At 48.2% G+C, this 16,709-nt stretch carries 17 protein-coding genes, 3 tRNA genes and 2 rRNA genes (1 of these 22 running past the window's edge); 6 read left to right on the forward strand and 16 right to left on the reverse strand.

What is annotated here, in order from left to right; genetic code table 11:
- Positions 1-20 precede the first annotated feature (20 nt).
- From ACY2IG_RS15270 to ACY2IG_RS15290, 5 genes are all read right to left on the reverse strand, one after another.
- A complete protein-coding gene (locus ACY2IG_RS15270) occupies positions 21-3,767 on the reverse strand; it encodes a S8 family serine peptidase (RefSeq protein ID WP_462618166.1) in 3,747 nt (1,248 codons plus the stop codon).
- A 222-nt stretch (positions 3,768-3,989) separates the two neighbouring features.
- Positions 3,990-4,065 (reverse strand) — tRNA-Ala (locus ACY2IG_RS15275).
- A 104-nt stretch (positions 4,066-4,169) separates the two neighbouring features.
- The gene (gene tatC, locus ACY2IG_RS15280) at positions 4,170-4,949 is read right to left on the reverse strand and encodes a twin-arginine translocase subunit TatC (protein WP_035410816.1); all 780 of its coding nucleotides are present in this window, start codon (positions 4,947-4,949) and stop codon (positions 4,170-4,172) included.
- Positions 4,950-4,956: 7 nt separating this feature from the next.
- On the reverse strand, positions 4,957-5,154 hold the full coding sequence (locus ACY2IG_RS15285) for a twin-arginine translocase TatA/TatE family subunit (RefSeq protein WP_029342825.1): 198 nt from the start codon (positions 5,152-5,154) through the stop codon (positions 4,957-4,959).
- Positions 5,154-5,813: a redox-sensing transcriptional repressor Rex gene (locus ACY2IG_RS15290; RefSeq protein ID WP_462618167.1), complete on the reverse strand. Its 660-nt coding sequence runs from the start codon at positions 5,811-5,813 to the stop codon at positions 5,154-5,156. Before ACY2IG_RS15290 ends, ACY2IG_RS15285 begins: the two co-directional genes overlap by 1 nt.
- A 167-nt stretch (positions 5,814-5,980) precedes the next feature.
- Between ACY2IG_RS15290 and ACY2IG_RS15295 the strand changes: the two genes are divergently transcribed.
- Entirely contained in the window at positions 5,981-7,882 is a 1,902-nt protein-coding gene (locus ACY2IG_RS15295; protein WP_035410903.1) for an ATP-binding cassette domain-containing protein, read from the forward strand.
- Positions 7,882-8,304 carry a hypothetical protein gene (locus ACY2IG_RS15300; protein WP_056064108.1) on the forward strand — a complete coding sequence of 141 codons (423 nt, stop codon included), beginning with the start codon at positions 7,882-7,884 and terminating at the stop codon, positions 8,302-8,304. Before ACY2IG_RS15295 ends, ACY2IG_RS15300 begins: the two co-directional genes overlap by 1 nt.
- Positions 8,305-8,434: 130 nt before the next feature.
- On the opposite strand, the gene ACY2IG_RS15305 is transcribed toward ACY2IG_RS15300, so the two are convergent.
- Together ACY2IG_RS15305 and ACY2IG_RS15310 are read right to left on the reverse strand one after the other, a co-directional pair.
- Positions 8,435-9,028 (reverse strand): flavin reductase family protein, encoded by a 594-nt coding sequence (locus ACY2IG_RS15305; protein WP_035410823.1) that lies wholly within the window; start codon positions 9,026-9,028, stop codon positions 8,435-8,437.
- Between the two features lie 19 nt (positions 9,029-9,047).
- Positions 9,048-9,446 carry a DoxX family protein gene (locus ACY2IG_RS15310; RefSeq protein WP_035410825.1) on the reverse strand — a complete coding sequence of 133 codons (399 nt, stop codon included), beginning with the start codon at positions 9,444-9,446 and terminating at the stop codon, positions 9,048-9,050.
- A gap of 183 nt (positions 9,447-9,629) precedes the next feature.
- Between ACY2IG_RS15310 and ACY2IG_RS15315 the strand changes: the two genes are divergently transcribed.
- The 3 genes from ACY2IG_RS15315 (at position 9,630) to ACY2IG_RS15325 (ending at position 11,241) form a co-directional block, all read left to right on the forward strand.
- Entirely contained in the window at positions 9,630-9,950 is a 321-nt protein-coding gene (locus ACY2IG_RS15315) for a winged helix-turn-helix transcriptional regulator (protein ID WP_308102088.1), read from the forward strand.
- A gap of 106 nt (positions 9,951-10,056) precedes the next feature.
- Entirely contained in the window at positions 10,057-10,512 is a 456-nt protein-coding gene (locus ACY2IG_RS15320; RefSeq protein ID WP_035410828.1) for a flavodoxin, read from the forward strand.
- Between the two features lie 69 nt (positions 10,513-10,581).
- Positions 10,582-11,241 (forward strand): haloacid dehalogenase type II, encoded by a 660-nt coding sequence (locus ACY2IG_RS15325; RefSeq protein WP_035410831.1) that lies wholly within the window; start codon positions 10,582-10,584, stop codon positions 11,239-11,241.
- A gap of 46 nt (positions 11,242-11,287) precedes the next feature.
- Here ACY2IG_RS15325 and ACY2IG_RS15330 read toward each other — a convergent pair whose 3' ends face one another.
- The 7 genes from ACY2IG_RS15330 to ACY2IG_RS15360 form a co-directional block, all read right to left on the reverse strand.
- Entirely contained in the window at positions 11,288-11,857 is a 570-nt protein-coding gene (locus ACY2IG_RS15330) for a hypothetical protein (protein ID WP_290757012.1), read from the reverse strand.
- 28 nt (positions 11,858-11,885) lie between these two features.
- Positions 11,886-12,893, reverse strand: a complete 1,008-nt coding sequence (gene tsaD, locus ACY2IG_RS15335; protein ID WP_368914372.1) for a tRNA (adenosine(37)-N6)-threonylcarbamoyltransferase complex transferase subunit TsaD — start codon at positions 12,891-12,893, stop codon at positions 11,886-11,888.
- Positions 12,890-13,324 (reverse strand): ribosomal protein S18-alanine N-acetyltransferase, encoded by a 435-nt coding sequence (gene rimI, locus ACY2IG_RS15340; protein ID WP_035410841.1) that lies wholly within the window; start codon positions 13,322-13,324, stop codon positions 12,890-12,892. Before rimI ends, tsaD begins: the two co-directional genes overlap by 4 nt.
- A 13-nt stretch (positions 13,325-13,337) precedes the next feature.
- Complete coding sequence (gene tsaB, locus ACY2IG_RS15345) at positions 13,338-13,991, reverse strand: tRNA (adenosine(37)-N6)-threonylcarbamoyltransferase complex dimerization subunit type 1 TsaB (protein ID WP_462618168.1); 654 nt, start codon at positions 13,989-13,991, stop codon at positions 13,338-13,340.
- Complete coding sequence (gene tsaE, locus ACY2IG_RS15350; RefSeq protein ID WP_035410846.1) at positions 13,988-14,437, reverse strand: tRNA (adenosine(37)-N6)-threonylcarbamoyltransferase complex ATPase subunit type 1 TsaE; 450 nt, start codon at positions 14,435-14,437, stop codon at positions 13,988-13,990. The genes tsaB and tsaE overlap by 4 nt, the downstream gene beginning before the upstream one ends.
- Before the next feature lie 119 nt (positions 14,438-14,556).
- A tRNA-Met gene (locus ACY2IG_RS15355) sits at positions 14,557-14,633 on the reverse strand.
- A gap of 34 nt (positions 14,634-14,667) precedes the next feature.
- Positions 14,668-14,744 (reverse strand) — tRNA-Met (locus tag ACY2IG_RS15360).
- Positions 14,745-14,873: 129 nt separating this feature from the next.
- On the opposite strand from ACY2IG_RS15360, the gene ACY2IG_RS15365 reads away from it, so the two are divergent.
- Positions 14,874-15,344 (forward strand): NUDIX hydrolase, encoded by a 471-nt coding sequence (locus ACY2IG_RS15365; RefSeq protein ID WP_214852004.1) that lies wholly within the window; start codon positions 14,874-14,876, stop codon positions 15,342-15,344.
- A 118-nt stretch (positions 15,345-15,462) separates the two neighbouring features.
- Here ACY2IG_RS15365 and rrf read toward each other — a convergent pair.
- A 5S ribosomal RNA gene (gene rrf / locus ACY2IG_RS15370) occupies positions 15,463-15,578 on the reverse strand.
- A 47-nt stretch (positions 15,579-15,625) separates the two neighbouring features.
- A 23S ribosomal RNA gene (locus ACY2IG_RS15375) occupies positions 15,626-16,709 on the reverse strand; it runs 1,830 nt beyond the window's last position.

Raw genomic sequence — 16,709 nt, forward strand, 5'->3', positions numbered from 1 at the left:
CCTGGCTTTTCTTTGTTAACTTATTTTTTCGTGATGACGACTGTTTTCGTAACGACTTGTCCACCCAGATCCTTCAGTTTCAAGTTGTACGTGTTTTTTCCTTTTTTGAGCGTCACTTTTTTCGTGATCGTCTTTTTGAAGGCTTTCATGACGTACGGTTCTTTGAACGTCCGGCGGTATTCCGCGCTACCATTGAAGTCGAAGCGTAATTCGCTGTAGTTATCGCGAAGTACGATCTTCATCTCAGCTGTTTTTGTTTTACTTGAGACGGTTTTTGGTGCTGTGACGCGAATCGTTGGTAATTCTGTGTCGATGATGACTTGACGGTTGAACGCCACACGATTCCCTTTTCCATCGTATGCTTCGACCTTGAATGACTTGACGCCATCTGTCGTGTACGTCACGTCATGGCTGAACGCATAGTTTTGTTGGGCTGCATCGAAACGCAGTTTAACAGTTTTTCCGTTGATCTTGAACGATTTGATACCTGACTCATCAGAGACATGACCCGCGATGTTGATGACTTTTGATGTTGCAAGACCAAGAGCGACCGGTGTATCGATTTGAACATTTGGTACGGCTTTATCAACGCCTGTCGTGTTGACGTCTTTTTTCACACTGTTTCCAGCATAGTCTTTGACGACGAAGGCAATCTTCGCGCGCTCCGGCAGATCCGTCAACGTGTACGCTTTTTCTGTTGCGGCAAGTGGTTGCTTTAAGACACTTTTGCCATTGACGAGGATATCGTATGACGCAACTCCTGTTCCTTGGTCGCCTGCTGTCCATGAAAGTGTTGATTTCGCAGCATCCCATTTCACAGTAGCTGCTGGCTTTTTCGTATCGACATAGACTGGGAAGAGATTCGTCTGCCATTTTGCGTTCGGATAATCGATCACCGATTTGACTTTGTAGTAGTAAAGACCATCTTTGACCGGTTTCCCGTTGATCGTTCCGTCCCAAGCAGCGCTTGTGACTGGTGTGTAGCCGTCCTCTGAACCGCTGTCGTAGTAGTTCTTGACGACGTCCGTTTGCATATCAAGCTTCTGAAGTGTTGTTTTATTCCGGTCAAGAATCGAATACTCGACTTTTTTCGCATTGCGAAGGAATGAGATGATCGGGAAAGCTTCATCTGCGCTACCGTCGTTGTTCGGTGAGAACGAGACTTTGTTCGCGACAACTTTTCCAGCGGCATTCGTACCAAGGAATTCGAAATCATCCTTCACTTCAGTCGCTAGACCTGTCAATCCATAGAACGTGTTGTTTTTATCGTACAATGGTGCATCTAAAATCGGAGCTTGATCCCATTTTCCTTTGAACCCAACATAAGGAACTGTCAGTTCTGGATTTTTGCTCTTCGTATCGATCAGACGGACGAATCCTTCGACGAAGTAGCCGTTTTTAAAGACTTGTTCAAGCGGAAGCTCGTTCGCCCAGTCAGTCGTGTTCTTCAAATCGACGGACACGCTGACTTTCGTTGAGCTCTTCGGATTAATCGAGACCGAGCTCGCTTTCTTCGAGCCGACTGCAAATGAGATCGGGTATGTGCCTGTGTTGGCATCTACCGTACCGATCGTTCCTTTTTTGAAGATTCCATTTGCTTCAAGGAAGTTCGATCCTTTTGCACCGAGATCTGATTGAACCGTTCCCGCTAGCTTATACGTCACTTTTTCATTGCTGTAGTTTTTTAAATCAAGCGTGAATGTGAACTTCTCGCCGACTTCCTTCAAGGATGCCTTGCCTTCACCTGACTTCGTCTCTGTGATGACGACTGGTGTCTTCATCGCAGCACGAAGATCCATCAGTCCAGCTCCCTCACGACGTGGGGAGTAGAAGTTGCCTGTTTTCAATTGTGCGTTGTATTTTCCTTGATCGAGTTGCGGACGCGATGTATTCATCAAGATGTTTTTGGCGAGTTTAACGCGTGTTGCACCAGTGACTTTGAAGTCCTTCGCAATCCGTTGCATGACGAGTGCTGTTCCTCCAGCGACGTGTGGTGCTGCCATCGATGTACCGCTCATGACGCCATACTCGTTATCATTAAGCGTCGAATAGATTTTCCCACCTGGTGCCGTGATTTCCGGCTTGAAGTCAAGGCTTGGCGTGACACCCCATGACGTGAAGTCAGACATTTGTCCTGCGACCGGGTTATCGGTTGAGACCGCTTTTCCGTCAAATGTCACTGCGATTGCCTTGCCTTCTTTTGCTTTTGCTTCGAGATCATTCCCGTCCGCGATGCTAAGCGTCACGAGTGGAATCGTCGGATTGTTGAGCGCCATGCTGACGTAATCCCCATGATCGACTTTACCACGGACGATGACACCTGCTGCGCCTTGCTTCTCAGCTTCTGCTTGAATCATGCTGTAGTTAAAATCACCTGTCCGCACGACGAAGACGACTTTCCCTTTGACGTCTTTACCTTCATAGTTCGAAGCTTGACCGTCACCGACATACACGACATCCTTCTTCTCTTTATCGAAGACGGCAATCGGATTCGGCGAATCTTGTTTTTGGTATGCCAAATAACCGGCATCCTGACCGTCGATCGTCAGCGCCATGCCTTCAAGCGTCAATTTTGTATTTTCGAGTGACGCGACTTGGAGCGCCTGGCTCGTCAATCCTGGTGCACCAACGACACCGATATCCGGGTTTGCTGTATATGGATTACCCGCACCATGACCTGCAAACGCCGAGTTACCAGCAGAGATCGCACACAAGATACCGTTGTTCATCGCGTTGACGATCGCGCGTTGCTCCGGATCATCTGCGTTGACGAACGATGCCGTCGAACCCAGGCTCATGTTGATGACGTCCGCTCCAAGTGCGATGGCATCATCGATTGCTTTGATGTAGATATCACTAAATGTCGATGGCATCCCTGGATCGTTACCGAAGACCTTCATCGCGAGGAGCTGTGTTTCTGGAGCGACCCCTTTAATGCCGCCGTTCGCTTCATCCCCGTTTGCTCCGACCGTACCTGCGACGTGCATCCCGTGCATCGATGCCCCCGCACCTAAGTCACGGATTTCGCTGTCGTGATCGGCATAGTTATAGCCGTACGGTACTTTTTCCGTGAAGTACTTTCCTTTTAAGCCTTTTGTTTCTTTCGCACTCTCGACCTTCGAAGAGGTTAAATCCACCTTTGTCTCTGGACTCAAGACCATGTCCTTGTGAGATGGATCAATCCCCGTATCGATGACCGCGACGACGGTTCCTTCCCCTTTGAAGCCATAGTCCTGCCACGTTTCCTTCGCATTGACCATGTCCTTGCTGTACAGCATGTCTGGCTTGGCACCTTTATCTACGGTTGGGCGCGCATATTCGTGCGCGATATGTACACTTTTGACTCCTTCGAGTTGTTTGATATCTTCGATGTCACCGAACTTCACTTCACCACTGAATCCGTTGATGACGGTTGTGAAGCTTTCTTTATATGTAACAGGAATCGCCTTTTTAGCGATAGCTGACTTGACTGATTTTTGGACGCTGACGAGTCGATCCTTGATCGATTCCTTTTCGGCATTGCTCAATGTGCTATACCGCTTGTTTTGAGCTTGGGCGATTTGAATCGCCGGTTTTTGTTCCATCTCGATGACGACTCGGACTTTATCCGATTGTTTGTAGTTCTTTTCTTGCCCCGATTTCTTCAGTGAGAGCGCCTGCGGTTTTTGACCCGTCGCTTTGTCTTGCGAGGACAGTGCACCTTGCGCACTGACTAGATTGGAAGACGTCATTAAGACGGCTGCCATAAGTGCAATCTTCTTCTTCATGCGTTCGTTTCCCCTTTTCTGTAAAACCATAGTAGTAATACTAATAAAACAGTTTAAAGAAAATTCTGTATTTTTAGTTTAATGAAGTTAATGGAAATAAACAATTTATATTTGTATATTTTTTTAATTTATTTCTTTTTGGTGACATTTTATATTTGGAAGGAATTTAACTGGGAACATAAAAAAACTCCTCGAGCACTCGAGGAGTTGAACGTATGCACTTGGTGGAGACTATCGGGATCGAACCGACGACCTTTTGGCTGCCAGCCAAACGCTCTCCCAGCTGAGCTAAGCCCCCATGAATTATCTTTAGTATACGCATCGCTAACTGCTTTATCAATATAAACATAACGCTTTCATAAAAAAGAATTCCTCCCGAAATGGCTGGAAGGAATTCACGATTCATTTATTCAATTCACGCATCAAATCCGCCTGTCGTTCAAGCTCTGCCTGTTGCTCGAGGATCAAGACCTTTTTATACGTCCGCGCGGAAATCAAGATACTGATTTCATAGAGAACGAACAACGGCACTGAGATCATCAAGTGTGACGTCACGTCCGGCGGTGCGATCAATGCCGCAACGACGAACAGCGCGAAATACGCATATTTCCGATTCTTTCGCATGAAATATGGCGTCACAAGACCAAGACGTGTCAGGAACATCGTCACGACCGGCAATTGGAAGAGAAGACCAAACGGCATCGTCAACCGGATCAAGAAACTGAAGTAGTTTTCGACCCCGATGACTTGCTCGATCCCCAATTCTTTCCCGAGATCCGTTGAGACTTCGAGCAAGAAGGGAAGCAACCAGAAATACGAGAAGGCTACACCAGCCAAAAATAGAAAGAAGATGACTGGAATATATGTCAGTGTTGCTTTTTGTTCCTTTTCATAAAGCCCTGGTCGGACGAATGCCCACAGTTGATACATCCAGAACGGTGACGCTAAAATCAGCGCGATGATGAACGCAAGATTCAAATACAACATTAAAGGATCGGCGACGTTGAAGGCATTTAATCCGATACCGAGCTCTTTTAAGTCCGCTTGCAGAAAACGGACGAGCGGTCGGACGAGCGGAAATGCGACAGCGAACAGGACGACGACGATGAGGAGCGACCAGACAATCCGCTTACGCAGTTCGTCTAGGTGCGACGTCATGCTTTGTTCTTGATCAACCGTCATGATTCAATCACTTCTCTTTCGGTTCGTCCTTTTTATCGTCGTCCATGATGCCGTTCGTGGCATTCTTGAACTCTTTCAATGTTTGACCGGCAGCACGACCGAATTCCGGTAACTTCTTCGGTCCGAAGATGATCAACGCGACGACAGCAATTAATCCGATACTCGCAGGTCCGATACCTAACGTGAGCGGGATAAGGTTTTCCATTATGATTTCACTCCTTCAGCTGATTGCGAATAATGCTTCATGAAATAAACTAACGACTGCAACTCGATCGATAAATCGATGTGATGAACCCGAACGCTCACTGGCACGTTCAACCGTGCAGGCGTGAAGTTCAGAATGCCTGTCACACCATACTCGACTAACTCATCCGCTACTGACTGTGCGAACTGGGATGGAACCGTCAAGATGGCGACATCGACCTGATTCGCTTCGATTTGTTCTTTCATGTCCGAAACATGATAGATTGGAACGTCATGCGTCGTTGTTCCGACCTTCTCTTCGTCCGCATCAAACGCAACGACTATCCGAGTACTATTATTCTTTAAAAAGTTATAATTTGCAAACGCTGTTCCGAGATGACCGACCCCGATCAAGGCAACATTCGTCACCTCATCTTGATTCAAGGTTTTCCGGAAAAACGTTAAGAGATGTTGAACGTTATATCCATACCCCTTCTTCCCTAGTGCCCCAAAGTAGGAAAAGTCGCGACGAATCGTTGCTGAATCAACCTTCACCGCCTCGCTTAACTCAGCAGAAGAGACGCGGAGCTTACCTGAATTGTATAAACTTTGGATGAAACGATAATATAGCGGCAACCGTTTTGCTGTCGCTTGTGGAATTTTTGTGTCTGGTCCATTCATCCTGCAGTTCCCCCTTCGGCCACATCCATCGTGGCACCCAAATCTTTGCAAAAAGCTTTCTACTCTCCTTGATTGTAAACCACTTCACATAGAGTCACAAATAATATATTCCGCAGGACCTCGCGCTTTTGTTCGTGATAGACTAAAGGGTGGAAGGATGGATGGAAATGATACTCTTACAAGTCAACCAACTCTCGAAATCATTCGGCGTCGAGCCGATTTTAGAAAATATCAAACTAGAAGTACAGGAGCGCGACCGAATTGCGCTCGTCGGTCGAAATGGTGCCGGTAAATCAACCTTGCTCAAAATCATCGCTGGTGAACTCAGTCATGACTCGGGCGATATCATGAAAGGTAAAGATGTCAAAATCGGTTATCTCGCGCAAGACAGTGGTCTCGAATCGAACGAGACGATCTGGAACGAGATGCTGACCGTCTTTGAACATCTGCAAGAACAAGAACGAACACTGCGCCGGATGGAAATCGAGATGGGCATGGAGCACATCTTGAACGACCCGGTCGCGTACGATCGTCTCTTGAAGACGTATGATCAAGCGCAACACGACTTCTCAGAAGCCGGTGGTTATCAGTTTGAGGCGAATATCCGCTCCGTCCTGCACGGCATGCGCTTTTATCCAGACGATTACTCGCGCCGGATCCAGACATTGTCCGGGGGTCAACGGACACGGCTCGCCTTAGCGAAGATGCTCCTGCAAGCACCAGAGCTTCTCATTCTCGATGAGCCGACGAACCACCTGGATATCGATACGCTTGCTTGGCTTGAAAGTTACCTCGGTGGTTATCGTGGTGCCGTTCTGATCGTCTCGCACGATCGGTACTTCCTCGATCAAGTCGTCAATGTCGTCTATGAGCTCTCTCGTAATGTCTGTCGTAAGTTCACGGGGAACTATACGAAGTACCTCGAGCAAAAAGCGGCATTGTACGATCAAGAAATGAAACAGTTCGAACAGCAGCAAGAAGAAATCGCAAAGATGCAGGACTTCATTCAACGAAACATCGCTCGGGCGACGACGACAAAGCGTGCTCAAAGCGTTCGAAAACGGCTCGAGAAGGTCGACCGGCTCGATCGACCAGATGGAGATGAACGCAGTACGGTCCTGTCCTTCCCAATCGAAAAACAGAGCGGGAATGACGTTCTTCAAGTCAATCAATTGGCAATCGGTTACGAAGAAGCTGTCTCAAAAGACATCACGTTCCGCTTGCAACGCGGTGAATCACTGGCACTCGTCGGACCGAACGGAATCGGGAAGTCGACGCTCTTAAAAGTCCTCGTCGGTCGTTTACGTCCTCTCTTCGGTGATTTCCGTTTCGGAACTGGCGTCTCGATCGGGTATTACGATCAAGAGCAAGCGGAACTCAATGACCGGAACCGTGTCATCGATGAGATTTGGAACGAATGGCCACTGATGCGCGAACAAGAAGTCCGTTCTGTGCTCGGACAATTCCTGTTCAGCGGCGACGATGTCTTCAAAATCGTTCATGAATTGTCTGGTGGCGAACGCGGACGTCTCGCGCTCGCAAAACTGAAACTCCGGAAGACTAACGTCCTCATCCTTGACGAGCCAACGAACCACTTGGATCTTGATTCGAAGATGGTCCTTGAGAACGCTCTCGTCGACTATGAAGGTACGCTACTCTTCGTCTCCCATGACCGCTACTTCATCGATCGGATCGCGACACGCGTCATCGAGATGAGTGAAGCTGGTGTGACAGAATACCTCGGCGATTATTCGTACTACACAGAGAAGAAGGCCGAACAAGAAGAAATCGCTCGCCTTGAAGCCGAAGAGGCAAAAGCGGCAAAAGTCACGGCATCGAAGACGATCGACAAAGAAGCACAGAAAGAAGAAAAAAAACGCCGTCAGCAAATCGAACAACTCGAACAAGATATTGAACGGCTCGAACAGCGTTCAGCGGAAATCGAACAGTTGCTTTGCGAACCGGAAGTCTTTAATGATATTCCAAAAGCGACAGCGTTATCTGCGGAACGGGACCAGATCGATGTCGATCTACTCGAATTGATGGAACGATGGGAGAACCAACACTGATGCGGACGAAAAGCTTTTTCATTAACTTGATTCAAGGACTGCTATCCGGCATCCTTTATTTCGTACCGATGTATGCGGACTACGTGTCGACCTTCATCCGGCCGGATGCTTTTAATGCCGCGCTTCCTTTGTTTCTCCTGATTTCTTGTATGATTGGTCTCGTCATCCAGACATGGAGCGGTCTTTTCGTCAGTTTACTCTCGGGATTATGCTGTACGCTCCTGACGACACAGCTATTCGTCGAACTCACTGACCCGTTGATCCTATCGTATTACGGTAGTGTCTCACCGCTCACCGCTTTCTTGATCAGCTGTGTCGGCATTTGGGCACTCGCAATCGTCTTTTATTTGCTCGATGGCTATCAGTACAGTAAACGTCATGGTCTTGAAGCCTCTTCAAACGAAATCGATTCGCAACCTTGAAGTCCGATCGATGAATCAGATGAACGACATGAGAAAAAGGAGTGGAGATTCCGGTAGCTAGACCGGTATCTCCACTCCTTTTGTTTGAATCAAAACGAATCGTACGATGAATCAAGCATTCACACTACTATCATTTTGTCGGTCGGGCAATCGTAAACGTCTTCCCGATCGTCGCATAATCATTCCCTGCTAAACGAGCGACAGCCTTCAATCCTGCTGCGTCAATCCGGAACGACTCGACGAGTTCATCCGCGACGTGATAGCGCAGTACTTCCCCGATCAACAGATCGGCACCTTCTAGCTCGACGTGTTGCGTTAAGCGCATCTCGAACCGGATTTTCGCTTCCGCGATTCCGGGCACGTCGATTGCATCGCTATCGACGAGCGTTAAATCCGTCCGTTCGAGTTCACTTTCACCGTAAGCGAGTGGCGCAGCCGTCTCATTGACTGCGTCGACGATTTCTTCGCTGACGATATGGATGACATAGCTTTGTTTTGCTAGGATATTACGTGCCGTATCCTTTTGTCCCTGATCCGTCCGTTGTACGGCAATCACCAGTTGTGGCGGACTACTTGATGCGACCGTAAAGAAGGAAAAGGGGGCGGCGTTGACCGTCCCGTCTTCCCCTAGCGTCGTCACGAAGGCAATCGGACGCGGAATGATGCTTCCGATCAGTAATTTATAATTGTCTTTTGCGCTAAGCGTTGATGCCTCGAACTTCATGAATGACCCACCTTTTTCCTCACCCGATGAGTGCAGCGAGTGAATAGTCTCCAGCACCAATCATCGCCACTCCAAGGGCGATAACGATCAATGCCATGTTGTATTCGTACCCGTTCTGCGTCACCCAGTAACCATTCGCACCGTGTACTTTAACGATCGCGACAAGCATCGAACCGATGATGAGGATTGCAGCGATCCAGAGGAATACCCCGCCTGCAAACAATAATCCACCGATTAATTCAGCAAGACCCGCTGTAATCGCGAGTGCTTTTCCTGGCTTCATGCCAATTGATTCGAACCAACCGCCTGTTCCAGCGATGCCGTGTCCACCAAACCAACCAAATAATTTTTGTGTCCCGTGTGCAGCAAATGTTAAACCGATGATTAAACGAATGATTAAAAGTCCTGTATCCATCATTTCTCTCTTCTCCTTTTACCTAATGTATTTTAGTTACTTTAAGTAACTCAATAAACAGACTATATCTTATCACTTACTAAAAGTAAATAGATTTGTTTTAGTTCAAGACGTTACATTAAGTAAAATGATTCGATTTTTTTAGCAGAAGCGGGTATACTACAACTATAGAAAGGATGAGTGCTGATGGAAGAAGTCGCAATCCAACCGGCTCTTTGTCCCAAAGTCGAACATGCCTTTGAAATCTTAGGTAAGAAATGGACGGGTCTGATTTTGCGTCACTTGTTGACGAAGACATGTCGTTTCAATGAGATTCAAGATGCCATTCCCGAATTATCAGGTCGTATGCTCACGGAACGTATGAAGGAGCTCGAAGCGGAAGGCATCGTCATCCGGACTGTCATTCCCGATCGTCCGATTAAGATTCAATACAGTTTGACCGACAAAGGGCGTCATCTCGAACCGGTCATTCGTTCCATTGAGGAATGGGCCGAACTACAAGACTAATGTATGAAAAAGCATCTTCTTCGGAAGGTGTTTTTTTATATGATTTTTTGACATTGATAATCATTATCAATTAAAGTAAGGAAGTACAGCGAAAGGAGGAACATGCATGCAGATTGCAATTGGATTCGTCAGCATGTCCGGTAATACGGAAGATATCGTCTCGATCATTCAACGTGAGCTCGAGCAACACGATGTCAACGTGACGATCACAGAACTGGATCAATTCGTCGGGGAGGATCTATCACGTTTTGATGGTCTATTACTCGGCTCATATACATGGGGAGACGGTGATTTACCGTATGAAGCAGAAGATTTCGTCGAGGAGCTACGGGAACAATTTTTAGACGGGATGCCGGCTGCTGCTTTTGGCTCGGGTGATCTTGATTATCCGAAGTATTGCGCAGCCGTTGATTTGATTGAAGACGCATTAAAAGAAGCTGGGGCGACCATCGTCACGGATGGCTTGAAGATTGAGTTTGATCCGAACACACCGGAGAAACAAGCCGCTTGTCGCGCGTTCGCACAGACGTTTCATCGCTTTTTGCAACAGGTCCATTCATAAGTATCGTTTGAATCCGTCATGTAAGGGAATTCTTAAAACAGACTCTATGAAAGTGAGATGAATGTTTTTATGACGATTCAAGCACTCGTCTTTGACGTCTACGGTACATTATTCGATGTCCATTCCGTCAAAGAACAAGCAGAGGAGCTGTATCCGGGACACGGAGAAGCGATCAGTAAACGCTGGCGAGAGAAACAACTGGAATACTCCTTCTTGCGACAATTGAACGGACAATATGTGCCGTTCAGCCAAGTGACACAAGATGCCCTCCGCTATACGTTACTCGAACTGAAGCTTCATGTGACCGAGGAACAAATCACGACTTTAATGGAGACGTACCTGACACTTGATGTGTACCCAGAAGTTAGCTCTGTTCTCGAGACGATGGCGCATAAGCGTTTGGTCGTCTTCTCGAATGGTTCCCATGATATGCTCGATCCGTTGATCGAACAGTCAGGTTTAGCCGATCGGTTCGAACATCTCGTCAGTGTTGATGACATCAAACACTATAAACCAGCACCTGCTTCTTATATGCATGCGTTGAACACACTCGGTTTAAAACGCGAGGAGATCCTCTTCATGTCCTCGAACGGTTGGGACATCACCGGGGCAAAGAGTTTCGGCTTCAAAACGGCATGGATCAATCGAAACGGACTTCCGGTCGAAGAATTAAATCTTGATCCGGATCGCATCTATGATGACTTGACCGGTATCACTGAATGGCAATGAACGAACAACAGCGGACTCCTTTTTAGGAATCCGCTGTTTTAATGGATTAGTAATTGGAAAGACGTGAGTAGCCCTTCTTGAATAGATCGAGTTTCAGCCCGCCCTCTTTTTCGATGAAGAAGAGGTATTCGTTTTGATCCGTATCTTTATAAAAGACCTTAAATAACGTCACAGTCCGTTTTTTATTGTTTTCAACAGCTGTCACCTCGTGCTTCGAGATCACTTCTGCTTGGACTTGTTCCGCATCCATCTTTTGAATCATCGGTTCGAATGACTTCTTCTCTTGATCCGTCACCGGTGTTCCGGGAGCAATCATGAAATAATCATCACTCGCCTTGTTCGTTAAACCGTACTTCCGATCGACGATGACGACGTTACTGAGCTTCCCATTGATTGTCTGATCAAAAGCGTACAACTTTTGAATCCGGGTTTTTTCCCCTTCTGCTCGTCCGATTTCGTAAAGTGGACGTTGTTTCGTGTTCGTCTCGACCGCTTTCTTATCGGGTACGAGTTCTTCCTTATAGGCGACTTGGTATGCGTTGACGATTTCTCGGACCTGAAGTCCGATCGCGACGATGACCAGTACCGCTAACAATGCGATGATGACTTTTTTCATTCCATTTCCCCCAAGTTGTTCGGATTCCTTACTTTAAATCTAGCCCAGGTTCTGCGTTCATGGCAAGTGTCGAATAGCGTAACGCGCGATATGGATGAATCGCAGCCGCTCCGATCATCGCCGCATTATCTCCACACAAGTGCATCGGCGGAATGACGAGATCGATTCCTTCCTTCGCACACGCTGCTTCGAGACCGTGACGTAATCCTTTGTTGGCGGCGACACCACCAGCAAGCAGCAGTTGGCGTCCCCCTTTATCCTTCACGGCACGGATCGCCTTCGTTACGAGGACTTCGACGACGCTCGCTTGGAAACTCGCAGCTAAATCTTCCGGGATGATCACTTCTCCCCGTTGCTCAGCGTTATGCACGGCATTGATGACCGCTGACTTTAAACCGCTGAAGCTAAAGTCATACGAGTCCTTCTCGAGCCAGACGCGTGGAAAATGGAACGTATCCTGACCGGTTTGTGCCAACTGATCGATTCGTGGACCACCTGGATACGGTAACTTCAATGTTCGAGCGACTTTATCATAGGCTTCCCCTGCTGCATCATCTCGTGTTTCACCGATGACTTCATATACACCGTCTTCTGGCATGTAAATCAGTTCCGTATGCCCACCTGATGCAATCAAACAGACGAGCGGGAATTCAAGCTCTTGTACGAGACGATTCGCGTAGATATGACCTGCGATATGATGAACACCGATCAAAGGCTTATTATGCGCAAAAGCAAGTGTCTTTGCCGCACTGACACCAACGAGTAATGCCCCGACCAGTCCGGGACCTTCCGTGACAGCGATCGCATCGATATCGTCGATCGTGACGTTTGCTTCCGTCAACGCATCATCGATGACGTATGTGATTCGTTCGACATGATGTCGTGATGCCACTTCAGGCACGACTCCACCGAATCGTTTATGACTTTCGATTTGAGACGAGACGACGTTCGATAAGACGTTGGTTCCTCCACGGACGACGGCAGCTGCCGTTTCGTCGCAACTCGATTCAATTGCTAGAATCAATGGTTGTGTCATAAGTCTTCTCCCTCCAGCTCCAGCCAATAGATGGCAGCATCTTCATTGTTGTCCTGATAATATCGTTTTCGGATACCAACATAGTGAAATCCGAGTTTTTCATATAAGGTTCGCGCCGGTGTGTTCGAGACACGTACTTCAAGTGTCATCGCTCGTAAATCGAGTGCACGACCGACCGCGATCAATGCCGTTAGCAAGTCTTCCCCAAGTCCTTGTCCGCGGTGCGACTGCTTGACGGCAATATTCGTAATATGTCCTTCATCCGCAATATGCCACAGACCAGCAAACCCGACGATACCATCTTGATCGGCAACGACATAATAGGCATTCGGATTTTGTGTCATTTCTGCTTCGAAAGCATCCAGTGTCCACGGTGTCGCAAACGATTCGAGTTCGACGGCGTGAACACCTGCAGCATCGTTTACGGTCATGCGACGAATCCCCTTACTCATGACGCTGTGCCTCGATCCATTTCGCTTCTGCTTCAGCCAGACGCAGGTAACGTGGCTCAAACGCATGCGCTTCGACTGTCTCGCGTGTTGCACCGAGTAAGGCGAGCACTCCGGCACGCGGCGTCCGAAACGCAGGAGCCGCCTTTTCAAATGGTTGAAGAAGTTCTTCAAATGTATCGATGTCTCCTGTGACGAGCGTATCTGGCGCTAACGTCTTCACAAAAGAGGCGATTTCGACATGTTGTTCTTCACCGATTCGTTTCCCGGCATCGTATACTCCGACAAAACCTGATCCGCGTCGTGCATCTTGAATCGCTGCAACACGTCCCGTATGACCTGTCGAAGCCGCCATCAACTCAAGTGTCGAGATGGCAACGAGCTCGATGCCCAGTGTATACGCGAGCGTCTTCGCTGTCGTCGCTCCAATCCGTAATCCGGTATAAGAACCAGGACCGTCAGCAACGACGACACGTGTCAGTTGAGCCGGTGTCCATTTTGCTTCCACCATCAAGCGCTCAAGCAACGGCATGAGTTTTGTCGCATGATTCAAAGACGTGACGTAAGAAGCTTCTGCTACGATCTGTTTTCCGTCTGAAAGAGCGACCGATAATTGTTTCGTCGATGTATCAATAGCTACGATTTTCATGATCTCAATCCCTCACATAATGTAATGTATCGTTCTCCGATCGGTGTCAGCTCAAAACGGCGGCTATCGTCACCCGTTCGCGTAATCGTGATTGCCAACCGCTCCGGTGGAAGGCTATCCGCAATCAATTCAGACCACTCGACGACGGCGACGCCTTCACCATTCAAATATTCTTCAAGTCCGATATCATCACCGGAACCTTCCAGGCGATAAACATCCATATGATAGAGAGGGAGACGTCCCGTATAGACTTTCATGATCGTAAAGGTAGGGCTATTGACATGACGCGTCACACCTAATCCTTTCGCAAAGCTTTGAGTAAAGGTCGTTTTCCCAGCACCTAAATCTCCGTCAAGCGTAATGACCATCCCTGCTTCAGCACGTCGTCCGAGTTCAAGAGCTAAGGCAGTCGTTTCTTCCAAGCTGTTCATTTCCAGTTCTATCATACGATGTCTCCTCCTTTAATACGTACTGTTCGTCCTTCTCTATTGTACCGGACGAAAAAGGCAAAAAAAAATACGAAACGCTGAACGTTTCGTAGTAAAGTTGAAGTTAAGTTTAAAATTGGTTGCGGGGGCCGGATTTGAACCGACGACCTTTGGGTTATGAGCCCAACGAGCTACCAGACTGCTCCACCCCGCGACGATAAACGTTTCGGATTTGATTATTTAAAAATTGGTTGCGGGGGCCGGATTTGAACCGACGACCTTTGGGTTATGAGCCCAACGAGCTACCAGACTGCTCCACCCCGCGATGATATAACGTTTCGACAGATATTAATATAACATGTGTCTTTTAAATTGGCAAGTCTTTTTGCCTCATTTCTTTTTACTAACTGTCCTAATGAATATTCTTCTATACTGATACGAAAGGAGTGAACAGATGGGATATTTATTAGATTTACGAAAAATCGTAGGAAATCGACCGTTGATCAGCGTAGGCGCGACCGTACTCGTCATGAATTCACAATTTGAACTGCTATTTCAATATCGTTCGGATACGCACAGTTGGGGGCTCCCCGGTGGTTCAATGGAACCGGGTGAGACACTTGAAGAAGTCGCGATGCGTGAGTTGCAGGAAGAAACCGGACTTCAAGCACAAAGCGTTCAACTGCTAGACGTCTTTTCTGGTCCTGATTACTTCTTCCGTTATCCAAATGGTGACCAAACCTACAGTGTGATTCATCTCTTTCAAGCAAAAGACGTATCCGGTACATTACAAATGACAGATGGAGAGAGTCTCGACTTACAATATTTCTCCTTAAATCAATTACCAGCACCTCTTGAAGCGCGTGCTGCAGCGCTATTACGTCAAATCAAGTCTCGCCTTCTTGACACAACACCTTCTTTTTAATCTAGATGCTTGTCTTAAAACTGACTTGATGACGGATTGACGTTCACTTGTCAGTTTTTCTATTTCTTTCGGGACTACACACAAAAAGACCGACCTGCAATCTGCAGATCGGTCAAGTGCCTGGCAACGTCCTATCCTCACAGGGGGAAGCCCCCAACTACTTTCGGCGTTCAAGTGCTTAACTTCCGTGTTCGGCATGGGAACGGGTGTGACCACTTGGCTATCGTCACCAGACGACGGGCTCGCGCCCTCAAAACTGAAGTCATCAACAATGCATCTGCTAGAACAAGGCCTCGACCGATTAGTATCACTCAGCTCCACATGTCGCCATGCTTCCACCCGTGACCTATCTACCTCATCGTCTCTGAGGGGTCTTTCTTGATTACTCAAAGGGAAATCTCATCTTGGAGGGGGCTTCATGCTTAGATGCTTTCAGCATTTATCCCGTCCGCACGTAGCTACCCAGCGATGCTCCTGGCGGAACAACTGGTACACCAGCGGTGCGTCCATCCCGGTCCTCTCGTACTAAGGACAGCTCTCCTCAAATTTCCTGCGCCCACGACGGATAGGGACCGAACTGTCTCACGACGTTCTGAACCCAGCTCGCGTACCGCTTTAATGGGCGAACAGCCCAACCCTTGGGACCTACTCCAGCCCCAGGATGCGATGAGCCGACATCGAGGTGCCAAACCTCCCCGTCGATGTGGACTCTTGGGGGAGATCAGCCTGTTATCCCCAGGGTAGCTTTTATCCGTTGAGCGATGGCCCTTCCATGCGGAACCACCGGATCACTAAGCCCGACTTTCGTCCCTGCTCGACTTGTAGGTCTCGCAGTCAAGCTCCCTTCTGCCTTTGCGCTCTACGAATGATTTCCAACCATTCTGAGGGAACCTTTGGGCGCCTCCGTTACTGTTTAGGAGGCGACCGCCCCAGTCAAACTACCCGCCTGACACGGTCCTCCAGCCGGATCACGGCTGCGAGTTAGAGACTCTATGCATGAAGGGCGGTATCCCAAGGGTGACTCCTCCGAAGCTGGCGCTCCGGGCTCGACGTCTCCCGCCTATCCTGTACATCATGCACAAAGCCTCAATATCAGGCTGTAGTAAAGCTCCATGGGGTCTTTCCGTCCTGTCGCGGGTAACCTGCATCTTCACAGGTACTATGATTTCACCGGGTCTCTCGTTGAGACAGTGCCCAAATCGTTACGCCTTTCGTGCGGGTCGGAACTTACCCGACAAGGAATTTCGCTACCTTAGGACCGTTATAGTTACGGCCGCCGTTTACTGGGGCTTCGGTTCAAAGCTTCGCTTGCGCTAACCCATCCCCTTAACCTTCCAGCACCGGGCAGGCGTCAGCCCCTATACG

The organism is Exiguobacterium sp. EF_C8, assembly GCF_054956715.1.

Bases quoted from the DNA above. Each gene is read 5' to 3' on its own strand.
- ACY2IG_RS15295 (WP_035410903.1), top strand. From the start codon at position 5,981: ATGATACTCTTACAAGTCAACCAACTCTCGAAATCATTCGGCGTCGAG.
- ACY2IG_RS15365 (WP_214852004.1), top strand. From the start codon at position 14,874: ATGGGATATTTATTAGATTTACGAAAAATCGTAGGAAATCGACCGTTG.
- tsaD (WP_368914372.1), bottom strand. From the start codon at position 12,893: ATGACACAACCATTGATTCTAGCAATTGAATCGAGTTGCGACGAAACG.
- ACY2IG_RS15290 (WP_462618167.1), bottom strand. From the start codon at position 5,813: ATGAATGGACCAGACACAAAAATTCCACAAGCGACAGCAAAACGGTTG.
- ACY2IG_RS15305 (WP_035410823.1), bottom strand. From the start codon at position 9,028: ATGAAGTTCGAGGCATCAACGCTTAGCGCAAAAGACAATTATAAATTA.
- ACY2IG_RS15300 (WP_056064108.1), top strand. From the start codon at position 7,882: ATGCGGACGAAAAGCTTTTTCATTAACTTGATTCAAGGACTGCTATCC.
- tsaB (WP_462618168.1), bottom strand. From the start codon at position 13,991: ATGAAAATCGTAGCTATTGATACATCGACGAAACAATTATCGGTCGCT.
- ACY2IG_RS15330 (WP_290757012.1), bottom strand. From the start codon at position 11,857: ATGAAAAAAGTCATCATCGCATTGTTAGCGGTACTGGTCATCGTCGCG.
- ACY2IG_RS15325 (WP_035410831.1), top strand. From the start codon at position 10,582: ATGACGATTCAAGCACTCGTCTTTGACGTCTACGGTACATTATTCGAT.
- tsaE (WP_035410846.1), bottom strand. From the start codon at position 14,437: ATGATAGAACTGGAAATGAACAGCTTGGAAGAAACGACTGCCTTAGCT.
- ACY2IG_RS15315 (WP_308102088.1), top strand. From the start codon at position 9,630: ATGGAAGAAGTCGCAATCCAACCGGCTCTTTGTCCCAAAGTCGAACAT.
- rimI (WP_035410841.1), bottom strand. From the start codon at position 13,324: ATGACCGTAAACGATGCTGCAGGTGTTCACGCCGTCGAACTCGAATCG.
- tatC (WP_035410816.1), bottom strand. From the start codon at position 4,949: ATGACGGTTGATCAAGAACAAAGCATGACGTCGCACCTAGACGAACTG.
- ACY2IG_RS15310 (WP_035410825.1), bottom strand. From the start codon at position 9,446: ATGATGGATACAGGACTTTTAATCATTCGTTTAATCATCGGTTTAACA.
- ACY2IG_RS15285 (WP_029342825.1), bottom strand. From the start codon at position 5,154: ATGGAAAACCTTATCCCGCTCACGTTAGGTATCGGACCTGCGAGTATC.
- ACY2IG_RS15320 (WP_035410828.1), top strand. From the start codon at position 10,057: ATGCAGATTGCAATTGGATTCGTCAGCATGTCCGGTAATACGGAAGAT.
- ACY2IG_RS15270 (WP_462618166.1), bottom strand. From the start codon at position 3,767: ATGAAGAAGAAGATTGCACTTATGGCAGCCGTCTTAATGACGTCTTCC.